General features: G+C 49.1%; 26 protein-coding genes and 1 tRNA gene. 20 read left to right on the top strand and 7 right to left on the bottom strand.

The genetic code is table 11. The features are described from left to right. Nucleotides 1-139: 139 nt before the first annotated feature. On the top strand, nt 140-1,054 hold the full coding sequence (locus EXW94_RS21550; RefSeq protein ID WP_042713371.1) for a LysR family transcriptional regulator: 915 nt from the start codon (nt 140-142) through the stop codon (nt 1,052-1,054). Here EXW94_RS21550 and EXW94_RS21545 read toward each other — a convergent pair. Next, the gene (locus EXW94_RS21545) at nt 1,038-1,631 is read right to left on the bottom strand and encodes an L-threonylcarbamoyladenylate synthase (RefSeq protein WP_108416444.1); all 594 of its coding nucleotides are present in this window, start codon (nt 1,629-1,631) and stop codon (nt 1,038-1,040) included. The genes EXW94_RS21550 and EXW94_RS21545 overlap by 17 nt on opposite strands. A 39-nt stretch (nt 1,632-1,670) precedes the next feature. Next, nucleotides 1,671-2,450 carry an L-threonylcarbamoyladenylate synthase gene (locus EXW94_RS21540; protein ID WP_148400965.1) on the bottom strand — a complete coding sequence of 260 codons (780 nt, stop codon included), beginning with the start codon at nt 2,448-2,450 and terminating at the stop codon, nt 1,671-1,673. 234 nt (nt 2,451-2,684) lie between these two features. On the opposite strand from EXW94_RS21540, the gene EXW94_RS21535 reads away from it, so the two are divergent. The 9 genes from EXW94_RS21535 to EXW94_RS21495 all read left to right on the top strand — a co-directional run bounded on the left by EXW94_RS21535 (nt 2,685) and on the right by EXW94_RS21495 (nt 11,696). Further along, nucleotides 2,685-3,161, top strand: coding sequence for a YbhB/YbcL family Raf kinase inhibitor-like protein (locus tag EXW94_RS21535; RefSeq protein WP_148400964.1), 477 nt, complete (start codon nt 2,685-2,687; stop codon nt 3,159-3,161). A gap of 10 nt (nt 3,162-3,171) precedes the next feature. Beyond that, nucleotides 3,172-4,398, top strand: coding sequence for an HlyD family secretion protein (locus EXW94_RS28540; protein ID WP_174340970.1), 1,227 nt, complete (start codon nt 3,172-3,174; stop codon nt 4,396-4,398). Nucleotides 4,399-4,410: 12 nt separating this feature from the next. Next, nucleotides 4,411-5,016, top strand: coding sequence for an L-threonylcarbamoyladenylate synthase (locus EXW94_RS21525; RefSeq protein WP_174340969.1), 606 nt, complete (start codon nt 4,411-4,413; stop codon nt 5,014-5,016). After that, the gene (locus EXW94_RS21520) at nt 5,013-6,239 is read left to right on the top strand and encodes an MFS transporter (RefSeq protein ID WP_174340968.1); all 1,227 of its coding nucleotides are present in this window, start codon (nt 5,013-5,015) and stop codon (nt 6,237-6,239) included. Before EXW94_RS21525 ends, EXW94_RS21520 begins: the two co-directional genes overlap by 4 nt. Before the next feature lie 108 nt (nt 6,240-6,347). Further along, nucleotides 6,348-7,703, top strand: a complete 1,356-nt coding sequence (locus tag EXW94_RS21515) for an aconitase/3-isopropylmalate dehydratase large subunit family protein (RefSeq protein WP_174340967.1) — start codon at nt 6,348-6,350, stop codon at nt 7,701-7,703. Continuing rightward, on the top strand, nt 7,693-8,232 hold the full coding sequence (locus tag EXW94_RS21510; RefSeq protein ID WP_010434257.1) for a 3-isopropylmalate dehydratase small subunit: 540 nt from the start codon (nt 7,693-7,695) through the stop codon (nt 8,230-8,232). Before EXW94_RS21515 ends, EXW94_RS21510 begins: the two co-directional genes overlap by 11 nt. Before the next feature lie 87 nt (nt 8,233-8,319). Further along, a complete protein-coding gene (locus EXW94_RS21505) occupies nt 8,320-9,330 on the top strand; it encodes a TauD/TfdA family dioxygenase (protein WP_010434255.1) in 1,011 nt (336 codons plus the stop codon). Between the two features lie 559 nt (nt 9,331-9,889). Beyond that, complete coding sequence (locus EXW94_RS21500) at nt 9,890-10,666, top strand: isocitrate lyase/phosphoenolpyruvate mutase family protein (RefSeq protein ID WP_174340966.1); 777 nt, start codon at nt 9,890-9,892, stop codon at nt 10,664-10,666. Continuing rightward, a complete protein-coding gene (locus EXW94_RS21495; RefSeq protein ID WP_174341026.1) occupies nt 10,650-11,696 on the top strand; it encodes a bifunctional transcriptional activator/DNA repair enzyme AdaA in 1,047 nt (348 codons plus the stop codon). The genes EXW94_RS21500 and EXW94_RS21495 overlap by 17 nt, the downstream gene beginning before the upstream one ends. A 141-nt stretch (nt 11,697-11,837) precedes the next feature. Here the strand turns inward: EXW94_RS21495 and EXW94_RS21490 are convergent. The 5 genes from EXW94_RS21490 to EXW94_RS21475 form a co-directional block, all read right to left on the bottom strand. Next, a tRNA-OTHER gene (locus tag EXW94_RS21490) sits at nt 11,838-11,927 on the bottom strand. 40 nt (nt 11,928-11,967) lie between these two features. Next, nucleotides 11,968-12,696, bottom strand: coding sequence for a hypothetical protein (locus EXW94_RS28325; protein WP_254797869.1), 729 nt, complete (start codon nt 12,694-12,696; stop codon nt 11,968-11,970). Between the two features lie 293 nt (nt 12,697-12,989). Then, on the bottom strand, nt 12,990-13,226 hold the full coding sequence (locus tag EXW94_RS28320; protein WP_254797868.1) for a hypothetical protein: 237 nt from the start codon (nt 13,224-13,226) through the stop codon (nt 12,990-12,992). A 10-nt stretch (nt 13,227-13,236) separates the two neighbouring features. Further along, on the bottom strand, nt 13,237-14,253 hold the full coding sequence (locus EXW94_RS21480; RefSeq protein WP_174340965.1) for a site-specific integrase: 1,017 nt from the start codon (nt 14,251-14,253) through the stop codon (nt 13,237-13,239). A 2-nt stretch (nt 14,254-14,255) separates the two neighbouring features. After that, nucleotides 14,256-14,888 carry a phage repressor protein CI gene (locus EXW94_RS21475; protein WP_174340964.1) on the bottom strand — a complete coding sequence of 211 codons (633 nt, stop codon included), beginning with the start codon at nt 14,886-14,888 and terminating at the stop codon, nt 14,256-14,258. A 116-nt stretch (nt 14,889-15,004) separates the two neighbouring features. Here EXW94_RS21475 and EXW94_RS21470 point away from each other — a divergent pair, with 116 nt between their 5' ends. The 10 genes from EXW94_RS21470 (at nt 15,005) to EXW94_RS21425 (ending at nt 22,918) form a co-directional block, all read left to right on the top strand. Next, nucleotides 15,005-15,247 (top strand): hypothetical protein, encoded by a 243-nt coding sequence (locus EXW94_RS21470; protein ID WP_029463825.1) that lies wholly within the window; start codon nt 15,005-15,007, stop codon nt 15,245-15,247. A gap of 32 nt (nt 15,248-15,279) precedes the next feature. Then, nucleotides 15,280-15,789 carry a phage regulatory CII family protein gene (locus tag EXW94_RS21465; RefSeq protein ID WP_174340963.1) on the top strand — a complete coding sequence of 170 codons (510 nt, stop codon included), beginning with the start codon at nt 15,280-15,282 and terminating at the stop codon, nt 15,787-15,789. 7 nt (nt 15,790-15,796) lie between these two features. After that, the gene (locus EXW94_RS21460) at nt 15,797-15,997 is read left to right on the top strand and encodes a phage filamentation protein Fil family protein (RefSeq protein ID WP_174340962.1); all 201 of its coding nucleotides are present in this window, start codon (nt 15,797-15,799) and stop codon (nt 15,995-15,997) included. Then, complete coding sequence (locus tag EXW94_RS21455) at nt 15,961-16,302, top strand: DUF5347 domain-containing protein (protein ID WP_047059350.1); 342 nt, start codon at nt 15,961-15,963, stop codon at nt 16,300-16,302. Before EXW94_RS21460 ends, EXW94_RS21455 begins: the two co-directional genes overlap by 37 nt. Nucleotides 16,303-16,369: 67 nt before the next feature. Continuing rightward, nucleotides 16,370-16,597: a DUF2732 family protein gene (locus tag EXW94_RS21450; protein WP_039025453.1), complete on the top strand. Its 228-nt coding sequence runs from the start codon at nt 16,370-16,372 to the stop codon at nt 16,595-16,597. Beyond that, nucleotides 16,597-16,824 carry a TraR/DksA family transcriptional regulator gene (locus EXW94_RS21445; RefSeq protein ID WP_174340961.1) on the top strand — a complete coding sequence of 76 codons (228 nt, stop codon included), beginning with the start codon at nt 16,597-16,599 and terminating at the stop codon, nt 16,822-16,824. The genes EXW94_RS21450 and EXW94_RS21445 overlap by 1 nt, the downstream gene beginning before the upstream one ends. 32 nt (nt 16,825-16,856) lie before the next feature. Next, entirely contained in the window at nt 16,857-17,867 is a 1,011-nt protein-coding gene (locus tag EXW94_RS21440; protein WP_174340960.1) for a phosphoadenosine phosphosulfate reductase family protein, read from the top strand. Further along, on the top strand, nt 17,864-20,263 hold the full coding sequence (locus EXW94_RS21435) for a replication endonuclease (RefSeq protein WP_174340959.1): 2,400 nt from the start codon (nt 17,864-17,866) through the stop codon (nt 20,261-20,263). Before EXW94_RS21440 ends, EXW94_RS21435 begins: the two co-directional genes overlap by 4 nt. Before the next feature lie 772 nt (nt 20,264-21,035). Further along, nucleotides 21,036-22,022 carry a DGQHR domain-containing protein gene (locus EXW94_RS21430; RefSeq protein WP_155031594.1) on the top strand — a complete coding sequence of 329 codons (987 nt, stop codon included), beginning with the start codon at nt 21,036-21,038 and terminating at the stop codon, nt 22,020-22,022. A 5-nt stretch (nt 22,023-22,027) separates the two neighbouring features. Further along, entirely contained in the window at nt 22,028-22,918 is an 891-nt protein-coding gene (locus EXW94_RS21425) for a hypothetical protein (protein ID WP_174340958.1), read from the top strand. The last annotated feature ends 49 nt before the right edge of the window (nt 22,919-22,967 follow it).

The raw sequence follows: 22,967 nt of genomic DNA, 5'->3' as shown, positions 1-22,967 counted from the left end.
AAAAAATATCAACACGCCCTCTTTGCGTTAATAACAAACGCAAAGAGGGCGGCACGCTGGGAATTTTTCACTTGACGCTAGCAAGGACTTTTGCGACTAATTGTCGGGTGACGTTTGCTGATCGGGTGCAGATTGTAGAATGGAAAAAATCGAGAATTTAATTCCGATGGTGGTTTTCGCGCGTGTCGTCGAAACCCTGAGCTTCACCGAGGCCGCACTCTCTTTGGGAATGTCGAAGTCGTCAGTTAGCCGGGATATTTCAACGCTGGAAAAACGTATTGGTGCAATGCTGCTTAAGCGTACCACCCGGAAAATAGAGATTACGGAGCTGGGGTTGAGCTACTATCAGCACTGCTTCAAAATATTAAATGAGCTGCGTGCCGCAGAACGCTTTATACGGGATTATTATGAGGAGCCGGCGGGGACAATAAAAATACTGGCCCCGGTGACGTTCGGAAAAGAGTATGTTGTGCCAGCTTTAAATGCTTACTTAGAACGAAATATTATGGCCAACGTCGATCTCGATTTATCCGATAAAGCGGTGGATATCAAAGAGAGCCCGTACGATCTGTCCATCATCGTGGCTCAGGACACGCCAACGCATGAGCATACCAAATTTTTATGCTCCATCCAGTGGGGGCTGTATGCCACCCCTGACTTTATTGCCCGGATGCGTCCTGTCCAGACCCCGAGCGATCTCCCCGCCCATAACTACATCCTGTTCCGTGGTGTGGCACGTACGGTTTCGCTGCCGTTCAGAAAAGAGAAACAGAAGGTCAATATTGACGTTCATAGCCGCTTCAGAAGCAATAACAGCGTGGCGCTGATCAGCATGGCACTTTCCGGTCTGGGCATTGCCTACTTGCCCAATTACATTGCGCGAGAAAGTCTCGCCACCGGAAAACTGGTCCGGCTTTTACCCGGCTGGCAGATGGATGAATATAAAGTCTGGCTGCTGTCAAAAAATAAAAATACGATGACATCAGGCATTAAGCGTTTTAGCGACGAACTTCAGCAGCTAATCACCGGAGCTGAGGTCAAAGCAGGCTACTGATATCCAGCTCGCCATGACGAAGGATCGAGACGTTGTCATCCAGCAAAGAGATATGCGTGGTGGCGGTACGGCTGGGATTTTTGCAGTTGGACGGGACGACCAGATCGACGCGGTCTCCCATGTCTTCGCGGGCGAGCGTAAAACTCACAAGATCGCCCTCAGCCTGCGGATATCCTGCCGGGATGACCGCCAAAGGCCTGCCTAACCGGCTGATGATGGTTCGCATCTGACTGTTTTTCACGCAGACGACCGGAAGAATATCGCCTGCGCCGGGAAGAAAACCGGCTCGCTGTTTCTTTCGCAGGCTGATTTTCAGGGTGCCGGGCCAGCAGGCCCGGCTGAGCATTTCAATTTTGCTTCTTTGCCACGGGCTGACATCCACCCATTCCCATATATCAGCCAGTTCGCAGAAGCAAAACGTCATCTCTCTCGTACCGGGCGATCTTTTTAACAGCGTCAATTTTTCCATGGCGTCCGGGCTGTAAGGATCGGCCGCCAGTGCAAAATGGGTATCGGTAGGGATCAGTATGATCCCGCTATTACGCAATACGGTAATGGCCTTGTCTATAAATGACATAATTATCGACATCCCTATGACGTGGTTAAACCCGAAATATTAATAATAATCGCCGTGGCGATAGTCCCAGGTATTAAACTGGGCTGACATGAAGTTAATAATTTTATTGACGTCGAGACCTTTGCGAATTAATACCGGGCAAGGGGTCACTTTTCGGGCGCTACCCTGTTCAGGAACCAGTTTCCCTTCACTGTCTACCATTGACACCATGACGCCTTGTTCATAGCGACTCTCCAGGGTTTCATCAGGCTGAATAGACTTAACGTACTCGTTGGCACAAATAATGACGTCTGCACGCGCTTCGATGCGTTCCCCAATGAACTCCACCATGCCGCGGTTGCCTTTGCCTGACGGATTCGCCGAGCTGGCAAAAGAGAATTTTTGATGTTTTTCCCACAGCTCTTTGGCAATCATTTCACCGGGTTTGCCAAATTTAATCACGAAGCAGCTGGTTTTTCTGCCGTCCATCATCAGATCTTTCAGGCCGTTATCAGGCAATCTGGCGATGGCATCTTCTCGCCACGGCAAAATACAGCCCAGTAATACGTCTGCATCCCAGTGTGCCTGATAAAATGCCTCAATTTCCGGGTTCATTTCCGCCAGCGATTTCAGCTGTTCCATACTGCCGCACAATACCACGCCGGGTTTATTACGGTTTCGCTGTTTCGCTTCGAATTTTCTCTCAAGCCCCTCTTTATCCGAGGTCATAATGATATAACCCACTTTCGTAGGGCAAACAATCATTCCGCCTTCCGCCGATAATACGTTAATCGCTTCCGGCTGAACCTGACCATTCCACGCGACTTTCTTATTCATCATTCATTCTCCCTGCACCACACTGGTGTCATAAATTTAGGGCAAGGATGTCGTGTAATAAGAGGCTTCGCAATCGGCAGAGAAATTTTCACCGCATTGTTTCAGTGTTGGAACAATATCGCGTTATTCCTGGGCAATTCGCCGGGTTGGCGAATTCTGTTACCGGTTTTGCTTTCAATCGGTTACCAATAGAACAACCCACCGGTAAATGCCAACAATCAAGCAGAGGTTAATGCTATGAAATTATCTATTTCAGGTTTATGCGACTACGGTTTTCTTACTAAAGCGAACGAATATCATAATTTTGGCGGAAATGGCGATAATGTCTCTCCCGCCTTGTCCTGGGAACATGTCCCGCAGGGGACCAAAAGTTTTGCCGTCACCGCTTACGATCCTGATGCGCCAACGGGCAGCGGTTTCTGGCACTGGGTGGCCTATAACATTCCTGCCAGCCTGACCGCGCTAGCGGCGGGAGCGGGAAACCCGGCGAACACACCCGACATCACACATGCACAATCAGATTTTGGCGCGCCTGGCTACGGCGGTTGCTGCCCGCCTGAAGGCGATATTCCGCACCGCTACATCTTCACCCTGCACGCCCTGAGCTGTGATGATCTGGGCGTGACGCCGGATCTGCCTAACGCGGTGATACGTTTCCTCATCAACATGCATACCCTTGAGAAAGCCAGCGTCGTCACGCTGTATAAGCGTTAATGAGGCGTGTGTGATTAACCGAATCAGAGCTTTTTTCGCCCGGCATAGCCTCCTCAAATGGGGCGTGGCGGGTGGCGTGCTGGCGGCCATTGTTCTGCTGTTTTTCGTGGGAATGGGGGTCTCCAGCAAGGAGGCCTTTATCAATGGCCGAATATCCACGGTGCTCTCCCCGCTGCCGGGACAGCTCGTGCTGGCGAAGAACATCGCGCCGGGCCAGGCGGTCCAGGCCCGACAGTCCCTGGGCAATGTGGTGACCACACAGGCAAACGATCAGATCCCTGGCCTGGTGGCCCAGCGCAGCGCGCTGGAGATCCAGCTTGCTGAGCTCGACAAGCACATTTCGGGGATCGATCAGCGACTGCAGGTTTATCAGCAGCAGCGACAGCAATACCTCGCCGAGAGCAGGATGCAGCAGCAGTTAGGTGAGAAACAATCGGCTGCCACGTTTGTGCAGCTGAAGGAGGAGCTGAGCGCGATTACGGCGCAAACCGCATTCTCCCGACAGCAGCTTCAGCGCTATAAAAACCTCTACCAGCAGCGTTTTATCAGCAGCATGGAGTATGAAGAGCGTAAGAACAACACGCGGGTGCTACAGGCCAGCCAGGAGGCAAAAGCGGCCGAGCTGCGTCAGCGTTTACTGGACGTGAATGCCGCGAAATCCGGCCTTCAGCTGACAGGGCCAAGAACGCTGGATGCGCCACAGCAAAATCAGCGCGATATGTCGCTCACGATCGAGAATATGCAGCAGGAGAGGCTACAGCTGATTGCCCGCAGGCAGGCGACGACGCAAAGCATTCAGGAAGTTGCCGCGCTCCTTCACTCTCGTCAGCAGGCGGCGCTCAGCAGCAGCACGGACGGCGTGATCTGGGACGTCACCGAGGAGAATGGCGCAAGCGTTCATAACGGCTCGCCGATTGTGCGCATTCTGGATTGCCGCACCCGCTGGGTTGAGGCGTTTTTTGATGAGTCTGATGCCGATCGTCTGCGTCCGGGGATGGCCGTCACGGTTCGCCTGAGCACCTCGTCAGCCATGCGCTGGAAAGGCACGATAAGAACCCTCCGCGCGGGGAGTGGACGTGTGGCGGTAGGCGAAAGGGACGTTCAGCCCCCACCTGAAATCGCGCGGCGCCAGTTGCCCGTGAAAGTCCTGACTGCACATATCGATATCGACTGGAAAGACGTGCCGGATCCCGCCAGTTTCTGTCTCGCGGGCCGTAGCGTAACCGTCAACATTTAAACAGGAAAAGAGATGCAGCATATACACAATACGGTCGCCGCCCTCAAGCGCGGTGAGGTGGTTCTGGTTCCCACGGACACCAATTACGCCCTGGCGGCAGACCCGTGGAATATTGACGCCTGCCAGAAAATTTACGATCTCAAAAAACGCGAACGACAGAAACCGCTGACGCTTTTTGTCGCGGAACCGGCACAGGCGTGGGAGTACATCGCTGTTGATAAGCTTCAGCACCGCGCTGCGCTCGACAAGCTGATTGGTGCCATGCCCGGCGCGCTGAATGTGGTGGTTCCGGCATCGGATAAAGTACCGCAGAACCCGTATCTGAAGCCTGAATCTGTTTCTCTGGTGTGCAACCATCAGAGCGTGTTGCGAGAGGTCATTGCGCTGTTTGGCCGCCCGCTGGGGATGAGTTCTGCCAATATCTCCGGCGTGGAGTCTGACTGCCTGATCGACATTGATGCTGCCCGCCAGACGTTTGGCGACCGTGTGGGCTATATTCTGCCCGCAGCCCAGCGCCCTGTGACAACGGTCTCGAGCACCATCGTCTCGCTGCTGGAGGAGGAGATTAACATCCTTCGTGCGGGAGATATGGACATTATGGCGATGCTGTCGTCATGACGTCGCGCCGGTCACCTCCCGGATCTGGCAACCATGGCCTGTTCCTGGCCTACCGTATTATTTCCCGTTGCTATTTCCATCTTCCCGTCTTGTTACTCTATTTCTGGACGATAGATATGGGGATGTACCGGATTATTTTCCTGCTGGCGCTGTATGGATTAACCAGTACTTTCAGCAGCGGCATACCCGGCTGGCTGCTGCGCTTCTGGTCTCCCAGACAGACGGTGATTGCAGGCGAACTGTTGAAGGCGCTGGGAATGGCGCTGATGCTGTGGAGTACCCGGCAAAGTGAGGTCAATCTTACTCTGCTGGTGGCGTCGCAGCTGCTTGGCGGCGCGGGGTTTACCATCGCGCTAACCACGGATGCGGCCCTGCTGCGCCAGCTCACCGCAGGCGATCAGCACCGGTTTATGCAGATCCAGACCACGTCGCAAAGCGGGATGTTTATTGCCACGCTTGTGGCAGGATCGCTGGGGAGCATTCTGTTTGACTATAATCCCCAGTGGCCGTTTATCGCCGCCATTCTGGTGAGCGTTATCTCCTCCGGATGCGTATTGCTGATTCGCGTGCAGGGGTCAGAGCATGAACCTGCGCGGCCTGTTGAGCGGGTCTCTTTTTCGCCCAGAGGGGATCAGCTCTTCTGGATGCTGTTCTATTCCATCTCAAGAGCGTTTACGCTGGCACCTTTCATCGGCTTTATTCCGTTCTACTTTATTATGGTGAATGTCGATCCTCTGCTTTTCGGTGCCGTGCTGAGCTGCTTCACGCTCTCGTCCTGGGGGGCAATCAAAATAGCCGGACCTTTCATCGCCCGGTTTGGGGTAACGGCGTTGCTGGCGACGACCAGCCTTTTCATGACGGCGGCGCTGGGCCTTTTTGCCAGCAATGAATGGCTTGCAGCGAAAGGCATGGACTATTTTATCTCCGGGCTGCTGGCGCTGGTGCTGCTGGGGTTTGGCTCAGGGACGATTCGGCCCGTCACGCTTGCTAACCTCGATCTCTCTGCCAATACCCCGGATGAACGCATGCGCGTGTTTGCACGCATGGAGCGTGATTTCGGGCTGGCCAATGCATTTTTACTGGCCGTCGGGGCGTGGCTGCTGGTGAGTCGGGACTTTACCACGCTCATGCTGATCTTCTGTCTGATCTATATTTCGGTGGTATGCATATCTGCTCTTCTTTACTTAAAGAATCTGCGCAGCGGGGACCACAGTTCCACCTGAGGAACAATTCACACGCAAAATGAAACTAACCTGACTAATAACGAATTCCCGTTGAAAGCCCCTCCTCTGTACGGTGTAATTTCCTCATCAGATAATGAGGAGAAAAAAATGAATATTCACGAGACTGATGATTATGCGTCGGTAAATATCAATCCGGGGATGACGTTAACCGAAAAAATTATCGCCAAAGCCAGTAACAGAACGCATGTTTCACCGGGTGAAGTTCTTTTCGTGAATGTTGATGTATTGATGTCCCACGACCCCTGCACGCCTGGCGTCGCCAGCGTATTTAAAAAAGAGTTTGGTGAGGAAGCAAAAGTCTGGGACCCGGATCGTTTTATTATGATCCCTGACCACTTTGTTTATTCCGCAGACCCACAGGCGAATCAAAATATTCGGGTGATGCGGGAATTCGCAAACGCGCAAAATATTACGCATTTTTATGATGTGGGTACCCCAGACTATAAAGGTGTGTGCCATATCGGTCTGGCGGAAGGGGGACATACCCGGCCGGGAGAGGTGCTGTTGGGGACCGATTCTCACACCGTGACCGCTGGCGCCTTTGGCACTTTCGCCATTGGCGTGGGGATCACTGACGGGGCGTATGCCCTGGGCACGGGGGAGATCCCGCTGATGGTTCCCGCCACCATAAAAGTGAATTACTACGGAAAGAAAGCGAAAAGCGTCCAGGCGAAAGATTTAATTCTGGTGTTGATGAAAGAGCTGGGCGTGGAAGGGGCGACCTATAATGCTATCGAATTTACCGGAAACGTCATCGACGAATTATCGGTCGAAGAGCGGATGACGATGTGCAATATGGTCGTGGAGTGCGGGGCTAAAAACGGAATTATGGTGCCAAATCAGGCCACGCTGGATTATCTGGCGACCCGAACCCGCATCCCGTATACCGTGGTGACGCCTGATGAAGATGCTCAATACGTTCGCACGATTGATATTGACGTCTCGGGATTAACCAGCGTTATTGCACGGCCACACTCGCCGGATAATGTGGTGGCGGTAGCGCAGCTGGAAAACATTGCTATTTCGCAAGCCTATATTGGCTCCTGCACGGGCGGTAAAACGGATGATTTTATTGCTGCTGCAGAAATACTCTGGCAGCGCAAGGTGACCATTCCAACCTATGCCGTCCCTGCGACCAAAGAGGTATTTCATAATCTGATCACCACGCAGGTGAAGGGCCGTTCCGTTTACGAAATTCTGACCCGTGCTGGCGTCAAATTATCGTCTGAACCCGGCTGCGCGGCCTGCTGCGGCGGACCCGCGGATACCTTTGGTAGAGTCAGGGATCCGATAAGCGTGATTTCAACCACCAACCGTAATTTTGTGGGACGAATGGGAAATAAGGGCGCGATGATTTATCTGGCCTCACCGTATGCCGTGGCTGCCGCAGCAGTGTCCGGTTTTATTACTAATCCAGAACGGTACTTAACTAATGACTATTAATAACGTAATGCGCGGTACGGTTTATGTGTTAGGCGACAATATCGATACCGACCAGATATTAACGGCGGAATATTTGAAAATTAACCCGGCCTCTGCCGAGGGGCGTGAGGAGCTGGCAACGCTTGCCATGTGCGGACTGCCGGAAGGGGCGCTGCCGTTTATCAATCCGCAGACGCAGCGTGCCGGTTATGACTTTATTGTGGCCGGGAAAAATTTTGGCTGTGGCTCTTCGCGCGAGCATGCGGTAGTGGCACTGGGAGCATCCGGCGTGAAGGCCGTTGTCGCGCAGTCGTTCGCCCGTATTTTTTTCCGCAACTGTGTATCCACGGGGCAAATCATGCCCGTCACGCTGAATGAAGGCTGCGATATCCGTGCGCTGAAAACGGGGGATACCATTGAAATCGATTTAGACGCTCATCAGATCGCTACTGCTGATGGGATTCTGAAAACCGCTCCGGTAGGGGAACTTGCGAACATTGTCGCCGCGGGTGGCTTGTTCGCTTACGCAAGGCAAACAGGAAAGATTTAATCCATTACAACCATAAGACTCAAAACAAGACGCCTTACTTTCTCAGGGTGCAGCGTCTGTTTTGAGCGTACATAAGGCAATCAAACTATGATCACCCAGCTAGAGTTTAACGATCTTCAAAAAGATGAGCTATCAAAACTTATCAGCCGCGTCACCATCAGCCCTTATACGGACTACAAACTTTTCAAGCAGTCCATCACCGAACTCATTGAAAATGGTTTGGTTCCCACTTTTTTTGTACAGGCCTGCGAGCGCGTCAGGCAAGAACGCAAGGATCAGGGGATTAACGCGCATTTATTAAAAAACGTTCCACTCGACACCATCATTCCTGAATTTGATCAGACCAATCCCGTTAACGATAAGTACGCCAAAAAGCTGACCTTTGTTGGAGAGGCGCTGCTGGAGCTGTTCGCTCAGCTCACCGACTCCCCGTTACTGGCCTACCGCACGCGCAACAACGGTGATTTTTTCCATGATGTTTATGCCGACAAAAAATACAGCAACACACAAACGCAAAAAACGGACGGCGAACTTTACTACCACAACGATCGTACCGCTCACCCCGTGCGCGCTGATTTTCTCAGCTTATTAGGCATGCGTTGCAGCGAAGAAAACCTGATTTTTACCGGCTACCTGGACGGTAAAGCGATTCTGGATAACCTGAAAGCTGAATCCCAGGAGTGGTTACGAAAGCCGCTTTTTATTACCCCTTTTGATGAATACTCTCGCGACTCGAACGCCAGCCAGATTGATTCTGAACTGCATCCGATCCTGGAAAATATTCATACTTTCCGCTACTACGACACACGAACGACTTATTCTCCGGACGCGCCAGCAGAGGCGATCAAAGCATTGATTGACCTTAAGGTGTCGATCACCAAAGCGGCAAAAGGCCGCGTCGCGATTAACAAAGGTGACCTGTTCTCCTTCGCCAATCAGGACTCTTTGCATAACCGGGAAATCATCCAGGTGCGAGATCCTTACTCCGCGGAAAAACGCTGGCTGCTGAAAACCTACAGCTTCCGCAACCCTGAGGTGATGAATATGTATCACAACTATTTCGATGCCGAGCTGCCGGGGTTTGTGGTCGCCGAGTAAGGTTGACCTGACGGGTATATAAAAACCGCATGCCTGAGGTGTGCGGTTTTTTGTCTGTGCGAGAAGACCTGTGCTATTAACATCCTTTAGTTATCATCTCGCTTTCTAACTTATTACACCTTTATCCAGCTCAGCGGATAGCCCGTTAAGTTCCTTGCTGATGTGTTTACGCCGTTGTTTTAACAGTAGCCGGGCAGAAATGATGCGTTCGATAATTCGACGCAACTATTCCCCCCACAAATGCCGCAATACCAATACATACTGGTGCAGTTGCTGCGCACACGACCGTGGCTACCAACACTGCACCTGCTCCCCATCCGCCTGCAATACCCGCGGTTACTATAATGCCCTGATGCATTGCCGGAGAATATCGGTGACGATGCGGCACGTTGGGCAGTTCTTGCCATGCTGAAAGCCAGAATCGGAACTTGAAAAGTTCCGGTCTGGTTCGCCCCCAAGTTCAGACGACGTTTGCTAAAAAAATGGTCGTCTGAATTTCGGTTGTGACGTTTTAGCCGACTGCTTAGATTCATTTTCAATCTATCGAGAGGATTTGAATATGAACTTTGCAGAACTCCACAACCAGTATGAGCCACTTCTTATCGCTAATGTCTGGGATGCCGCCAGTGCTGTCGCAGCGCAAGAAGCAGGTTATCAGGCATTGGGAACGTCCAGCGCAGCAATCGCGTCCACACTGGGATATGAAGATGGGCAGGGAATGCCATTTGATGCGTTATTTTATATGGTCACCCGTATCCAGGCTGTCAGCAAACTGCCATTGAGCGTTGACATGGAAGCAGGGTATGGTGATTCAGCCGAAGAGATAACAGCCAATCTCAGGCGCCTTGCTCAGACAGGCGTAGCAGGCGTTAACCTCGAAGACAGCAGAGTCATGAACGGCGTGCGTCAGCTTGACGATGCCTCTGATTTTTCCTGTACCCTGAAAACAGTATGCGATGCGCTGAGAAGCGAAAATCGTAGCCTTTTTCTGAACATCCGGACTGATACTTACCTGCTCGGGCATGAAGACGCGTTGCAGGAGACAATATTACGGGGACAGCGCTATAAAGCTTCAGGTGCTGACGGCCTTTTTGTTCCCTGTCTGACGTCAGAGAAAGACATCAACCTCATTGCAGAGGCAACGGGTCTGCCTCTTAATGTCATGTGTATGCCCGAGCTTCTGTCGTTCGACAGGCTGAAGATGGCCGGAGTAAGCCGCATTTCCATGGGCAATTTTGTGCATTCAGCCATGCAGTCAACGCTGACTGGTGTCATGCATGCGATCCGATCTCGTCAGACGTTTGAAGGACTTTTTGGTGATGAAAATAACCGATAAGAATTTATGTGATATCTGGTATCAGGCATTACTGGAACGTGCTTCAGAATATACTGGCGTGTTTTTTGTCGGCGTCAAAACCACTGGCGTGTTCTGCATTTCGGTATGTCGGGCGCGAAAGCCCAAACGTGAAAATGTCGAATTTTATAAAGATGCCAAATCTGCCCTTGCGGCCGGTTTTCGACCCTGTAAGGTCTGCAGACCTGCTGAGAATGCGCACAGCGCGCCATTATTTGTTGAACAGGCGCTTGCTCTTGTCAGGCGCGATATTAAATCCCGTGTTGCAGACGCGGAGCTTCGCCAGCATGGAATCAGTCCGGAGCGGGTAAGACGCTGGTTCCTGCAACATCACGGCATCACTTTTCAGGCTTTCCAACGAATGCAGCGGGTGAACGTTGCCCTGCAGGAGCTGAAAAGCGGACGAACGGCGACTGATGTTGCGCTGGACAACGGCTATGAATCCCTGAGCGGGTTTGGTTATACCTACAAGCGACTTACTGGTGCAGCGCCAACTCAGGCTACCCAGGTGATTGTCATTCACCGTTTTACCACGACGCTTGGTCCTATGTTTGTCTGTGCGACAGAGCGGGGAGTTTGTCTACTGGAGTTTACCGATCGTCGGATGTTAGAAACAGAATTTCGCGATATTCAGCGTTTATTTAACGCCAGAATCGTCACCGGAGAAAACAGCCATACCCGGCAGACAGTAAAAGAAATCAGCGAGTATTTTGCCGGAACGCGCCGACAGTTTGATCTCTCTGTAGATGCCCCGGGGAGTGATTTTCAACAATCCGTCTGGCGCGAGCTGCGGGCAGTTCCCTATGGACAGACCTCACACTATCAGGCCATTTCACAACGGATGAATAAGCCAAATGCTGTGCGCGCCGTCGCTGCTGCTAATGGTGCAAACCGGGTTGCGATTGTGATCCCCTGTCACAGGATAATTGGAAAAGATGGCGCGATGACAGGTTATGGCGGCGGTATTTCTCGAAAAGAATGGCTCATTGAGCATGAGAGAAATAATGTTTAATGGCGTGATGCTCCAGTATGGTCGGGAAAATTTACGGACTTCGCGGGACAAATTGAGGGCACAAAAAAGCCCGCAAGGCTTGCGCCGTGCGGGCTCTTAGGACTTCATCGGATGACTCTGGTAATCACCGATGGAGAATTTTGGTGGAGCTGGCGGGAGTTGAACCCGCGTCCGAAATTTCTACATACCATTTTTACCATAATGAAAACAGTAATTTTCGTTTAAAAACAGTATCTTGGTGTTATTTGGTGTTTGATGGTTTCACGAGTTTTTACTGCTCTGCCGCCAAATTGCCGCCATCAGGTAGATGTTCATATTTCATCATTTGATGGATAAGAACTTCTACTTTTCTGAAGGTTGTATTGTCATAGTAATCTACAAGGGATTCATCGAAATCTTCTATCCAGCCTTTTGCTGGGCCATTTGTTTGATATCTGATAGCTGTTGGTGAGTGGAAGTTGGGAGTGGCCTTTAAGGTGCTAAACACAGCCCATGATACTGGATTAGTAACTTTAAATGTTCTCTTCAATTCAGGGCAGTACAACGTGTCTGGTACAGTTATTCGTTCCATTTTTGGGGGTAATATTACATTTATACCGATATCGCTATCTTTTTGATTGAGTATTTTTGTTGAACGATATGATATTCCTGAAATATTCTTGTTGCTATCACTGCTAATCCATTGCATTAATAAGTTTGGAATAATGTATTCTTTGTGGAAATTTGCATGTTCATGATCTTTTGTATAATTACAGGCTAATACTAGAGGCCATGCGATTAGTTTTGAAACCTTATCATTAATCGGGTCAAGAAAATCAGTATAATCTTCATTGTTATACTCATCTACACGCTCAGGCTCAAATGAAAAAGAATGCTCACTTGGGGCGGAACGTAGTGCTGATGTTAAGTTGTATCCGAGATCGAGTATTCTGATTTGTGATGATTCGTCATCAGTTATAAATGATGATATATAAAGTTTGTCGAAATCTGGTTTTCCCATCTCTTGCCAGCAAACAAATATTGATGTCCCAAGATATAGACATGGTAAACCTGAAACTGAGAAGCGTTGTGCGCTTACTAAATGTCTTTGACTAAAAGGAATGTGGAATAATTCCTTTCTGTTTTTTAGTATGTTATCACTTTTCCTAACGCGAAATAACGGTGTTCGTCTATTACAAAGTTTTGTTAACGGAACTGTCATTTGATAAATGTGGTTCTTCATTGCTGGCGAACCTATTATAGCTTGGTTGAATGTGTTATAAGCTTCTTTGATATTACCGTTAAGATAATGGGTTAACGTTTCAGAGATTTTATTGGAGAAGGTTGTGATTGAACTCGATCTTTTTTTACCTCTTTTATTGTTTCGTTTTCTGGGTAGTCCTTTCTTATTTTATCAATAGCTTCAAGGTAACAATTAATCCTGTTTTTAAAGTTGGATACAATATCGCCGTTGGCCTTGAATGGTGGCTGGAGTAGTTCATATTGTAATAGTGAATCTGATATTTCTTTTAGTTCAGAATATTTGCGCATGATAATTCTTTCAAGAAAGGTTGATTAATGGATTTTTCGTCACTGCATCTTCGAGATGCTCTGGAGAAAAATGGGCATATATCATTGTCATTTTAATATCAGTGTGACCTAAGATTTCTTTTAGTACCAGTATGTTTCCGCCGTTCATCATAAAATGACTGGCGAATGTATGACGCAGAACGTGGGTACACTGACCTTCCGGCAACTCAATACCAGCCCTCTTTACTGCCCGCTCAAAGGCTTTTCTGCATGGCGTGAATAACTTCCCTCTGTACTTGGGAAGTTCGTCATACAGATCCTGTGATATTGGCACTGTACGGTTTTTCTTGCCTTTGGTCTTGGTATAAGTAATCCGGTATTTTGATAACTGATGGCCCTGAAGGTTTTCGGCTTCACTCCACCGTGCCCCGGTTGCCAGGCATATCTTTGCGATCATCAAAAGGCTCGGGCTTTGAGAATCAGCGCAGGCATCCAGTAGGCGTCTAATCTCGTCCGGGGCTAGGAACGCCAGTTCCCCCTCTGCGATTTTGAAAGTGGGTAGTCCGGCGAGTGGGTTAGGGGCTGACCAGTGGTCCAGCTTTTTCAATGTGCCAAAAACAGATGAAAGGTTGCGCTGCTCAAGATTTACCGTACGAGGTTTAACTGGTGACATTAGCCCACCGTTTTCGTTACGTACCTCACCTTTTAATCGTGCTTCACGATATTTGGTAAACTCACCGGCTGTTAACTCAGAAGCGACGGGATCGCCTAATCCATTACAGATAATGTTCAATTTCGCCATGAGGCGCTTGGGGTCTGCGAGCGTCTGGCCATAAAGGGAGTGCCACTGCTCAATCAATTCTGACAAATGCCGCCGATCTTCCTTTTCACCCAGCCACGGCTTTTTGTTCACTTCATCCATGGTGAAGTTTTCGAATGCTACAGCCTCGCCCTTTGTCGCAAATTGCTTGCGCACGCGCTTGCCATCACGCCCGTTTGGGTAACATTCGCACAACCATTTTCCGTTCGGCTGCTTTCTAATCGTCATAGTTAGATGCTCTTAATGACTTTTACTGCGCGGCCAACTACCTCTACATCATCTACAGCGCACTCAAAGGATGCTTCATCCTGATGAACCACAATTTTATTGCCAGGAATACGGGCTATCTTAACGAAGCTTTTAACGCCGTCGATGTCTACCAGCCAATAACCATTGCTGATTTGTTTCACTGACGTATCCACAACGAAACTATCACTAGCTGTTTTTACAAAAAGAGAGTTGGAAGATTCACTATCCAGCAGTCTGCTATCGAGAAGGATTTCATCACACGGCTGAAGCTCGCCGTTCTTGAGCTCAGCATGTTTGATACTGGGAGCAACGATTTTAGAAAGTGGTCTTACCGTGACGGAGGTTTCGTTTTTGAGATTCTTTTCTTCGTTCTCACTCGCATACATATCCCCCTGGCCGGTTGCCAGCCATAGAAGGGAAATTCCTGTTTCTAGGGCGCATTGAATTACCCACTCAGCGGGAAAGCTATCTCTTAAGTATCTGTTAGCCATAGTGCTTTTAGATACGTCCAAATGTTCGCAGAGCTGCTGACGTGAGCTGAAATTGTAGGCTTTAATAAGCCTATTGATTGCATCACGTCCACCACTGTCATTCCCTGCCTTGATTAAACTCATAATCAAACCTCTTGACGCATATAAAAAGTGATCCTAATATCCGTTCATGGTTTGAAAAGCAAAACCAAACCACATAAAACGAGATGAAACGAAAACAAACTAAGAGATACTGCACTATGAGCACAGATATTTCAATTCGAGTACCAAAAGAGATGGCTACACCTGCAGAGTTCGCGGAATGGGAAGGCATTTCTCGCGGCTCTGTTTATCAAAAAATCCACCATGGCCAATTGGCTAAGTACATGGTCAAAAAGGAGAAAAATAAGGGGCGCGTATGTCTTCGTTACTTGATGTACAAAACCGATCAGGTTCGTGAGTCCCTAGGTCATTCCAACTTCCGCGTTGTTGTTGGTCAGTAACTTCAATTATGAGAACTTTCTAAGAGGCTCACATGTTTGATTATAAGATTTCCAAACATCCACACTTTGAAGAGGCCTGTCGGGCTTTCGCACTGCGTCACAACATGGCGAAGCTGGCAGAACGCGCGGGAATGAATGTCCAGACTCTGCGCAATAAGCTGAACCCGGACCAGCCGCATCAACTCACGGCGCCGGAAATTTGGCTGCTGACGGATATCACCGAGGACTCCACGCTGGTTGATGGGTTTCTGGCGCAAATCCATTGCTTGCCATGCGTGCCGCTGAACGAAGTTGCCAGCGAGAAAATGCCTCATTACGTGTTGAATGCTACAGCAGAGATTGGTCGTGTTGCAGCAAGCGCTGTTTCTGGCGAACACCAGACAACAACGGAACGTCGGCAGGTTATCGAAAGCATCAATTCTGTCACTCGCTTAATGGCACTTACAGCTGTTTCCATGCATGCGCGCCTGCAGTACAACCCGGCAATGGCAAGTGCTGTTGATACAGTGACGGGCCTCAGCGCGTCTTTTGGTCTGATCTGAGGTGCTCATGCTTAATAAAGAACCCTCATTCGCATCGCTTTTGGTTAAACAAAGCAAGGGTATGCACTGCGGCCATGGCTGGATTATCGGGAAAGATGGCAAGCGCTGGCACCCGTCCCGCTCTCAGGAAGAACTACTGGCAGGGATGACCACTACCAAACAGGTGAAACCATGGCTATTGAAGGTACTTCTGCGACTGTTCCACTAAGCCCGGGTCAACGGCTTGAAGGACTGAACCATATAGCTGAATTAAGGGCGAGTGTGTTTGGTCTGAATATTGAGCCAGAGCTTGAAAGGTTCATTAAAGATATGCGCGACCGTCGCGATATAAACCATAAACAAAATGAGCGTGCACTGGCTGCCATATTCTTTATGGCAAAAATTCCGGCAGAACGTCACGGCATCAATATTAGTGATCTAACTACTGACGAAAAGCGGGAACTGGTTAAAGCAATGAATCATTTTCGTGCAGTGGTGAGCTTATTTCCCAAACGGCTAACCATGCCGAACTAACCCACAACAGAAATTAATGGCGTAAACCCGCCGGGCATTCTTTTGCCCAAATTTAGGAGAGAGAACAATGCAGAAAGAATTACGAAAAATGTTTGTAGCCGAAACCGATTCGCTTATGGCGGTGATCGATATTGCCAAACGTGAGGAGCGCAAAGGCCGCGCGCTCGCAGTTTCAATACGCCTTGAGGCGCTGGCAACCCACATCACCAACAAAGGGTTAAACGGTGTTGAAGCAGCTGAACTACTGCGCTGCGAAGCAACCCGCTACGAAAACGAATCTCAGGAGCTCCACTAATGGCTGACTCTATGGACCTCGTACAACAGCGCGTTGAAGAAGAACGTCAGCGCCACATCCACACTGCCCGCAATAGAGCCCCGGGCGTTTCACGTGTGCTCTGCATCGAATGCGATGCACCGATCCCTTCAGCGCGCCGTCGTGCCATTCCGGGGGCGCAGTGCTGCGTCACCTGTCAGGAAATCGCAGAGCTTAAAGGCAAACACTACAACGGTGGTGCTGTATGAATATCAAAAATCACCCTTTGAGTGGTGCGCGTATGAATTCTATCGATCCGCGCTGCTTTGCTTCCAGCACCATCAATACCATCAGTATTTCAGGCGGAAAGGATAGCCTTGCCCAGTGGCTGCGGGCCATTGAAAACGATGTTCCTCATATTTCTGTCTTCGCTGATACGGGCCATGAACACCCCCAGACGATGGAATATCTGGACTATCTGGAATCAAAGCTGGGCAAGGTTATCCGTGTTAAAGCTGATTTCACTCGCCAGATCGAAGGCAAACGGAAATTCATTGCAGAGAAATGGCCCGTTTCTCTGGTTCAGGAATGCGGTATGTCTGCCGATAAGGCGGCAGAACGTGTGCACCGTGCCCTGGAAATATTGAAGCCCACCGGCATTCCTTTTCTGGACCTGTGCATGTGGAAAGGCCGGTTCCCTACCACAAAAGCCCGTTTCTGCACCTTTGACCTCAAGCATGAGCCTGTCAGGACTCAGGTTGTCGTTCCTGCCCTGGAAGAGTATGACGAGGTTATCAGCTGGCAGGGGGTCAGGGCTCAGGAATCACCTGCACGCGCATTGCTGCCGGACTGGGAGGAAGATGCAGACAACACGCCGGGCCTGCACGTCTATCGTCCGATCCTTAACTGGCTGCATGAGGATGTCTTTGCAATTGCAAAGCGCCATGGCATTAAGCCTAACCCGTTATATCTGCAGGGCTGCAGCCGTGTCGGTTGTATGCCCTGCATTCACGCCCGTAAATCTGAACTTGCTGAAATTTTCCAGCGCTGGCCAGAAGAGGTTCGCCGGGTTGCTGAATGGGAAAGAATGGTTGCGGACTGTTCGCGCCGCGGTAATTCAACTTTCTTTCCCTCCACGCATGATTCACGCCGGGCTGAAAAGCGTATTGAGGTCATCACTGTTGATGCTTATGGCATTGAGACCTATCGCGACTGGGCACTGACGACACGAGGCGGCGCGCAGTTTGATTTGCTGGCGAGTGCAAATGACAGCGCGGTTTGCAGCAGTGTTTACGCAGGAGTTTGCGAGTGACGGATATTAGCTCAGGCCGTCCCGTCGCGCCTCTTGTATCAGAACTCCCCGGTAGTGGAGGTAAAACTACCGGGGCGTATCCCTGGACCGCGCCTAAAAAGGCAATTAACCCCTATCTGGAACCGGCGGAAGTAGCGCCGGAGTCAGCGCTTTCAAACCTCATTACTCTCTATGCTGCGGACAACGAACAGGAACAGCTGCGCCGCGAGGCCCTGAGTAATGAGGTCTGGGATCGCTATTTCTTCATTGAATTCCGTGATCCTGTTCAGCGAGAAATGGAGCAGGACCTGCTGTTAAGCCGCGCCAAAATGGCCCGCGAACAGCAGCAATTCAACCCCAACCTGGTTATCGTTGCTGACGTGAGCGCTCAGCCAGCACATATCAATAAGCCGCTGCTTGAGCGGATTAAATATTTCGAGGGCCTGGGTAAACCGAAGGCATATTCCCGCTATCTGCGTGAAACCATCAGACCGTGCCTTGAACGCCTGGAGCGCGTGCGTACTAGCCAGATTTCTGCTTCATTTCGTTTTATGGCGAGCCATGAGGGGCTGGAGGGCTTACTGGTCCTGCCAGAAATGAACCAGGAGCAGGTCAAGCGGTTATCTACCCTGGTGGCGGCACACATGAGCATGTGTCTGGATGCTGCCTGCGGTGAGCTGTTTACGGATGAAGACGTTACGCCGGAAGAGATCCGCCGGTCATGGGAAAGGGTGGCCGCTGAGGCTATGCGCCTTGATGTTATCCCGCCTGCTTTCGAGCAACTGCGCCGGAAAAAGCGCCGCCGTAACCCGGTCCCCTACGAGCTTATTCCGGGCTCGCTTGCCCGTATGCTTTGCGCGGACTGGTGGTATCGCAAGCTGTGGCAGATGCGATGTGAATGGCGGGAAGAACAGCTGCGCGCTGTCTGCCTGGTTAACAAAAAGGCGTCCCCGTATGTCAGCTATGAAGCCGTGATCCACAAACGCGAACAGCACCGCAAATCACTGGAGTTTTTCCGCTCGCATGAGCTGGTTAACGCCGAAGGTGACACGCTGGATATGGAAGAAGTGGTAAACGCCAGCAGCAGCAATCCGGCACACCGGCGCAACGAAATGATGGCCTGCGTTAAGGGGCTGGAGCTGATCGCAGAAATGCGTGGTGAATGCGCCGTGTTCTATACCATTACCTGCCCATCACGCTTTCACGCGACGCTTAATAACGGCAGGCCAAACCCGAAATGGACCAGTGCCACGGTCCGCCAGAGCAGCGATTACCTGGTGAATATGTTCGCTGCCTTCCGTAAGGCGATGCACAAAGCCGGGCTGCGCTGGTATGGCGTCCGCGTTGCCGAACCACACCATGACGGCACCGTGCACTGGCACCTGCTTTGCTTCATGCGCAAAAAAGACCGCAAATCCATTACCGCGCTACTGCGTAAATTCGCCATTCGTGAGGACCGGGAGGAACTGGGCACCAATACCGGGCCGCGATTCAAGTCTGAGCTTATCAACCCGCGCAAGGGTACACCGACCAGCTATATCGCCAAATACATCAGCAAGAATATCGACGGGCGCGGGCTGGCGCAGGAAGTCAGCAAAGAAACAGGCAGATCACTGCGCGATAACGCTGAGAATGTAAACGCCTGGGCTTCGCTGCACCGTGTCCAGCAATTCCGCTTCTTTGGTATTCCTGGCCGCCAGGCGTACCGCGAGCTGCGCCTGCTGGCCGGTCAGGCTGCCAGGGTGCAGGGTGACAAGAAGGCCGGCGCGCCCGTACTGGAAAACCCGCGTCTGGATGCTGTGCTGGCCGCAGCTGATGCTGGCTGTTTTGCCACCTACATCATGAAGCAGGGCGGCGTTCTTGTTCCGCGCAAGCATCACCTGGTCAGAACTGCCTATGAACTGAACGACGAGCCGAGCGCCTACGGCGATCACGGTGTTCGTATTTATGGTATCTGGTCCCCGATCATTGAGGGCCGGATCTGCACTCATGCAGTGAAGTGGAAAATGGTTCGAAAAGCCGTTGACCTTCAGGAGGCGACAGCCGACCAGGGCGCTTGCGCCCCTTGGACTCGTGGCAATAACTGTCCCCTTGTTAAAACAGGGGGCGAACTACCGGGCAACGAAGAACCTGCAGCGCTGCCAGACTTTGAAAACATGAGCAAAACGGAACTGCGCGAGCTGACGGCAAGACTGCGGCTGGTTAAACCGAAGCGCCGAAAAGGCTACAAACAGGAAATTACGGAGCACCAACGGCTACAGCTCGATGCGGAGTTGCTGTCCAGAGGTTTTGACGCCTGCGAAACGGAAGTGGATCTGCTTCTGCGTGGCGGCAGCCTGCCATCTGGAGCCGGGCTGCGCCTGTTCTACCGGAACCAGCGCCTACAGGAGGATGACAAATGGCGCCAGTGGTACTGACGGCTCAGAGAAAGGGCATATCTATTAATCAAAGAGTTAGCTGAGTAAAAAAACTATTTCAGCTTTAAAATTATATGATGTACTGTATATATAAACAGTAATATTGGGAGGGAGTTGTGAACGATTTGTTCATGGAGTCACTTGCACTGCAGCGGATAGAACTTATGGCCCGGCTGGTTGCCAGCTCAGATTGTAGCGATGACGACAAGGAGGTTGCGATTTCGTGGCTGTCGGAGCTGACAAGCGATCTGGTTACCAGGCTGAATGAATATGGAGTAGGGCAGGATGAGAGTACGCATTAGTGATTCCGCACCATGGGAAACTCCCTCCCATATGGCATCCTGCGGTTTGAGAACTCAGTGCATGTCTATGGTGCATGGATTCGCATGATCCAAAAAGGATCGCAACGGGCCGGGGCCGCCAGAACTGGCGCGCTTTCCGACCTGTCATGCACCTGCATGAAAACCTCTACACAAAGTGGGCAGGCGTGGCGGGGATACGAGCGCGCGCTAAATGCTTTATATCTGCTTTTGAGATAGACACTTCACTGACTCGATTATTATGAGTGATATCCTTGAAGACGATGTTCAATCTCAAGATTAACTCACTCGGTGTCAACTGGGCATAGTCAAGATTTTGCGAGTAAATTTAGAATAAGTGACAAAATGTGCTCAGCTTCTTGGTTAGATGAGATTCATGATTTCTGTACTTGAAATTTTTCAAGCATCTATTAACATTAACTGACTTTTTCCTTTTGAATTGAGAGTGTTACATGAATAAAGTTCTAGCATGGAATATAGGTAATGGCGATGTTGATTGTTTCGTAACAGTCATGAATGCGAAGAAATTATTTGATATTTCTGAGGTTTCCAGGGCCGATGACAATCCTAAAGAGGGTTATCAAAGACTTCTTAGTGATAAAAGAGCGAAATCCATTGCTGCTTATCTTGATGAAGGTAATATAATTCCAGGTGCGATAATTTTAAGTACTAAGGAAGGATGCAAGCTTAAATATAATGAAGCTGAAAAAATGTTAGATTTTGAAGATATTGCAGGGAAGTTATTTGTTATTGATGGACAACATAGATTGTTTGGTGCGAGCATAAGTAAAAATGATATTGAATTGCCAGTTTGTATCTTTAGTGGTTTAAATCTTAAGCAAGAAGTGCAATACTTCCTAGATATAAACTCGAATCAAGTTGGTGTGCCAAAAACTTTACGAATTGAATTGTTGAAGTTCTTGTCTGAACCGGAGTCTAAAGAATCTATTTTAGTCAGAATGTTCCGTGAGTTGGGGGATGATGTTGCGTCGCCATTGTATGGTAGAATAGCACCAACGGCATCTATTCCTGGCAAATTATCACATGTGCCATTTCATTCTAGTTTAGAAAAACTTATTGATAGCGGGACTTTGAAGAAATTTGATTACGAGAAAAAGAAAATATTAGTCATGCATTATTTAAATGCTGCTTCAGATATTCTTAAGGAGATAGAGGGTAATGACAAGCGCCTAGCAACATCGGTGTTTTTTCAAGCGTTGTTTTTAATATTTGAAGATGTTTGTTCGTACTCAATTACCTATTACAGAAATTATTCGCAGTCATCTTTTTATAAGGTTTTGTCTGGTGCGAATAAAATTAATTTTGAATTGCATAGCGGCACGAACTCTCAAAATGTAAAAGCATTGGCTGATGATTTGAAAAACCTCATTGAGCTTAATATTAGAACCCTTGAAACCCCAGATGACTTGTTAGGTTAATAACTATGTTGCCTGATAAATTATTTAGCAGGACGATTAAAGCCATTAGTCAGCATTCTCTTTCACCTGAACCTGGTAAAGAATATCGTTCTAAAGATACTATTAAAGAGGTGTTATTAGATCCAGGGCATGATTTGATTTTTGATTTTGGAGATTTAAGTTCATTTTCGGTCGAGTTATCTTCTGAATTATATAGGGATGCATTATTTTCAGACTTCCATTTTGGGAGGGTTAGAATTGAAGAGCAGGTCAAGAATTTGCAAGTGCAAATTTCAAATTCTTGTCAAACATCTTGGGTATTAGTTACTGCGTATTATGCAGCCTTTTTTATGGCTACTGAGATTACAAAATTATGTGGTAGGTATATCATCAATTTTTCAAATGATGATATGAAGGAAATAATTAGAAGGTCATCAAATCCCTCAGCTTCGAGTGTGGTATTAAATGATTCTAATTATGGATATCAAGCTGTTCTGAAAAATTCACAATATGATAAGAGGGTTAAAGTTTATTTCGAGAAAAAATCTCCTCGAGTACATGTTGAAGTTTGGAAAAATATTGCTGAAATTGTACGGAGATTGGATGTTGAAGACGAGGATGTACAGTTAAAGGAATTGTTCCTTAATATATGTGATGAAGATGATGTTCGTTGGCATAAACCCAGTAGAATAAGGAATGATTGGAACTATAGATATTCTAATTATTACGGGGAAAAAGGACAGGACCTTGGGGGAATATTCTATAGGAATATTAGAAGTTACGGTTCTTCTTTATCTTGGGCCGGAAACCGGACATTACAACCACATGAAAAAAATATTGTAGCTAGTTTGTCCTATATTTATCATGTTCTTTATAGAACGATTGAAAGCTTAAGTGGGAGATTATGTGTAACATAATTAATTTAGCAATTTAGTAAAAAAAAACGCCTTTTACGGCGTTTTTACT

This window comes from Enterobacter sp. JMULE2 (genome assembly GCF_013337145.1).
Lineage (GTDB): Bacteria > Pseudomonadota > Gammaproteobacteria > Enterobacterales > Enterobacteriaceae > Enterobacter > Enterobacter mori.
This window is presented reverse-complemented; position numbering and strand designations above follow the sequence as displayed.

Coding starts and splice junctions, on each gene's coding strand:
- EXW94_RS21430 (WP_155031594.1), top strand. CDS start 21,036: ATGAATAAAGTTCTAGCATGGAATATAGGTAATGGCGATGTTGATTGT.
- EXW94_RS21470 (WP_029463825.1), top strand. CDS start 15,005: ATGAGCACAGATATTTCAATTCGAGTACCAAAAGAGATGGCTACACCT.
- EXW94_RS21460 (WP_174340962.1), top strand. CDS start 15,797: ATGCTTAATAAAGAACCCTCATTCGCATCGCTTTTGGTTAAACAAAGC.
- EXW94_RS28325 (WP_254797869.1), bottom strand. CDS start 12,696: ATGGGAAAACCAGATTTCGACAAACTTTATATATCATCATTTATAACT.
- EXW94_RS21505 (WP_010434255.1), top strand. CDS start 8,320: ATGATCACCCAGCTAGAGTTTAACGATCTTCAAAAAGATGAGCTATCA.
- EXW94_RS21510 (WP_010434257.1), top strand. CDS start 7,693: ATGACTATTAATAACGTAATGCGCGGTACGGTTTATGTGTTAGGCGAC.
- EXW94_RS21550 (WP_042713371.1), top strand. CDS start 140: ATGGAAAAAATCGAGAATTTAATTCCGATGGTGGTTTTCGCGCGTGTC.
- EXW94_RS21475 (WP_174340964.1), bottom strand. CDS start 14,888: ATGAGTTTAATCAAGGCAGGGAATGACAGTGGTGGACGTGATGCAATC.
- EXW94_RS21445 (WP_174340961.1), top strand. CDS start 16,597: ATGGCTGACTCTATGGACCTCGTACAACAGCGCGTTGAAGAAGAACGT.
- EXW94_RS21525 (WP_174340969.1), top strand. CDS start 4,411: ATGCAGCATATACACAATACGGTCGCCGCCCTCAAGCGCGGTGAGGTG.
- EXW94_RS28320 (WP_254797868.1), bottom strand. CDS start 13,226: ATGCGCAAATATTCTGAACTAAAAGAAATATCAGATTCACTATTACAA.
- EXW94_RS21450 (WP_039025453.1), top strand. CDS start 16,370: ATGCAGAAAGAATTACGAAAAATGTTTGTAGCCGAAACCGATTCGCTT.
- EXW94_RS21515 (WP_174340967.1), top strand. CDS start 6,348: ATGAATATTCACGAGACTGATGATTATGCGTCGGTAAATATCAATCCG.
- EXW94_RS21465 (WP_174340963.1), top strand. CDS start 15,280: ATGTTTGATTATAAGATTTCCAAACATCCACACTTTGAAGAGGCCTGT.
- EXW94_RS21540 (WP_148400965.1), bottom strand. CDS start 2,450: ATGATGAATAAGAAAGTCGCGTGGAATGGTCAGGTTCAGCCGGAAGCG.
- EXW94_RS21520 (WP_174340968.1), top strand. CDS start 5,013: ATGACGTCGCGCCGGTCACCTCCCGGATCTGGCAACCATGGCCTGTTC.
- EXW94_RS21480 (WP_174340965.1), bottom strand. CDS start 14,253: ATGACGATTAGAAAGCAGCCGAACGGAAAATGGTTGTGCGAATGTTAC.
- EXW94_RS21425 (WP_174340958.1), top strand. CDS start 22,028: ATGTTGCCTGATAAATTATTTAGCAGGACGATTAAAGCCATTAGTCAG.
- EXW94_RS21545 (WP_108416444.1), bottom strand. CDS start 1,631: ATGTCATTTATAGACAAGGCCATTACCGTATTGCGTAATAGCGGGATC.
- EXW94_RS21500 (WP_174340966.1), top strand. CDS start 9,890: ATGAACTTTGCAGAACTCCACAACCAGTATGAGCCACTTCTTATCGCT.
- EXW94_RS21440 (WP_174340960.1), top strand. CDS start 16,857: ATGAATTCTATCGATCCGCGCTGCTTTGCTTCCAGCACCATCAATACC.
- EXW94_RS21535 (WP_148400964.1), top strand. CDS start 2,685: ATGAAATTATCTATTTCAGGTTTATGCGACTACGGTTTTCTTACTAAA.
- EXW94_RS21495 (WP_174341026.1), top strand. CDS start 10,650: ATGAAAATAACCGATAAGAATTTATGTGATATCTGGTATCAGGCATTA.
- EXW94_RS21455 (WP_047059350.1), top strand. CDS start 15,961: ATGGCTATTGAAGGTACTTCTGCGACTGTTCCACTAAGCCCGGGTCAA.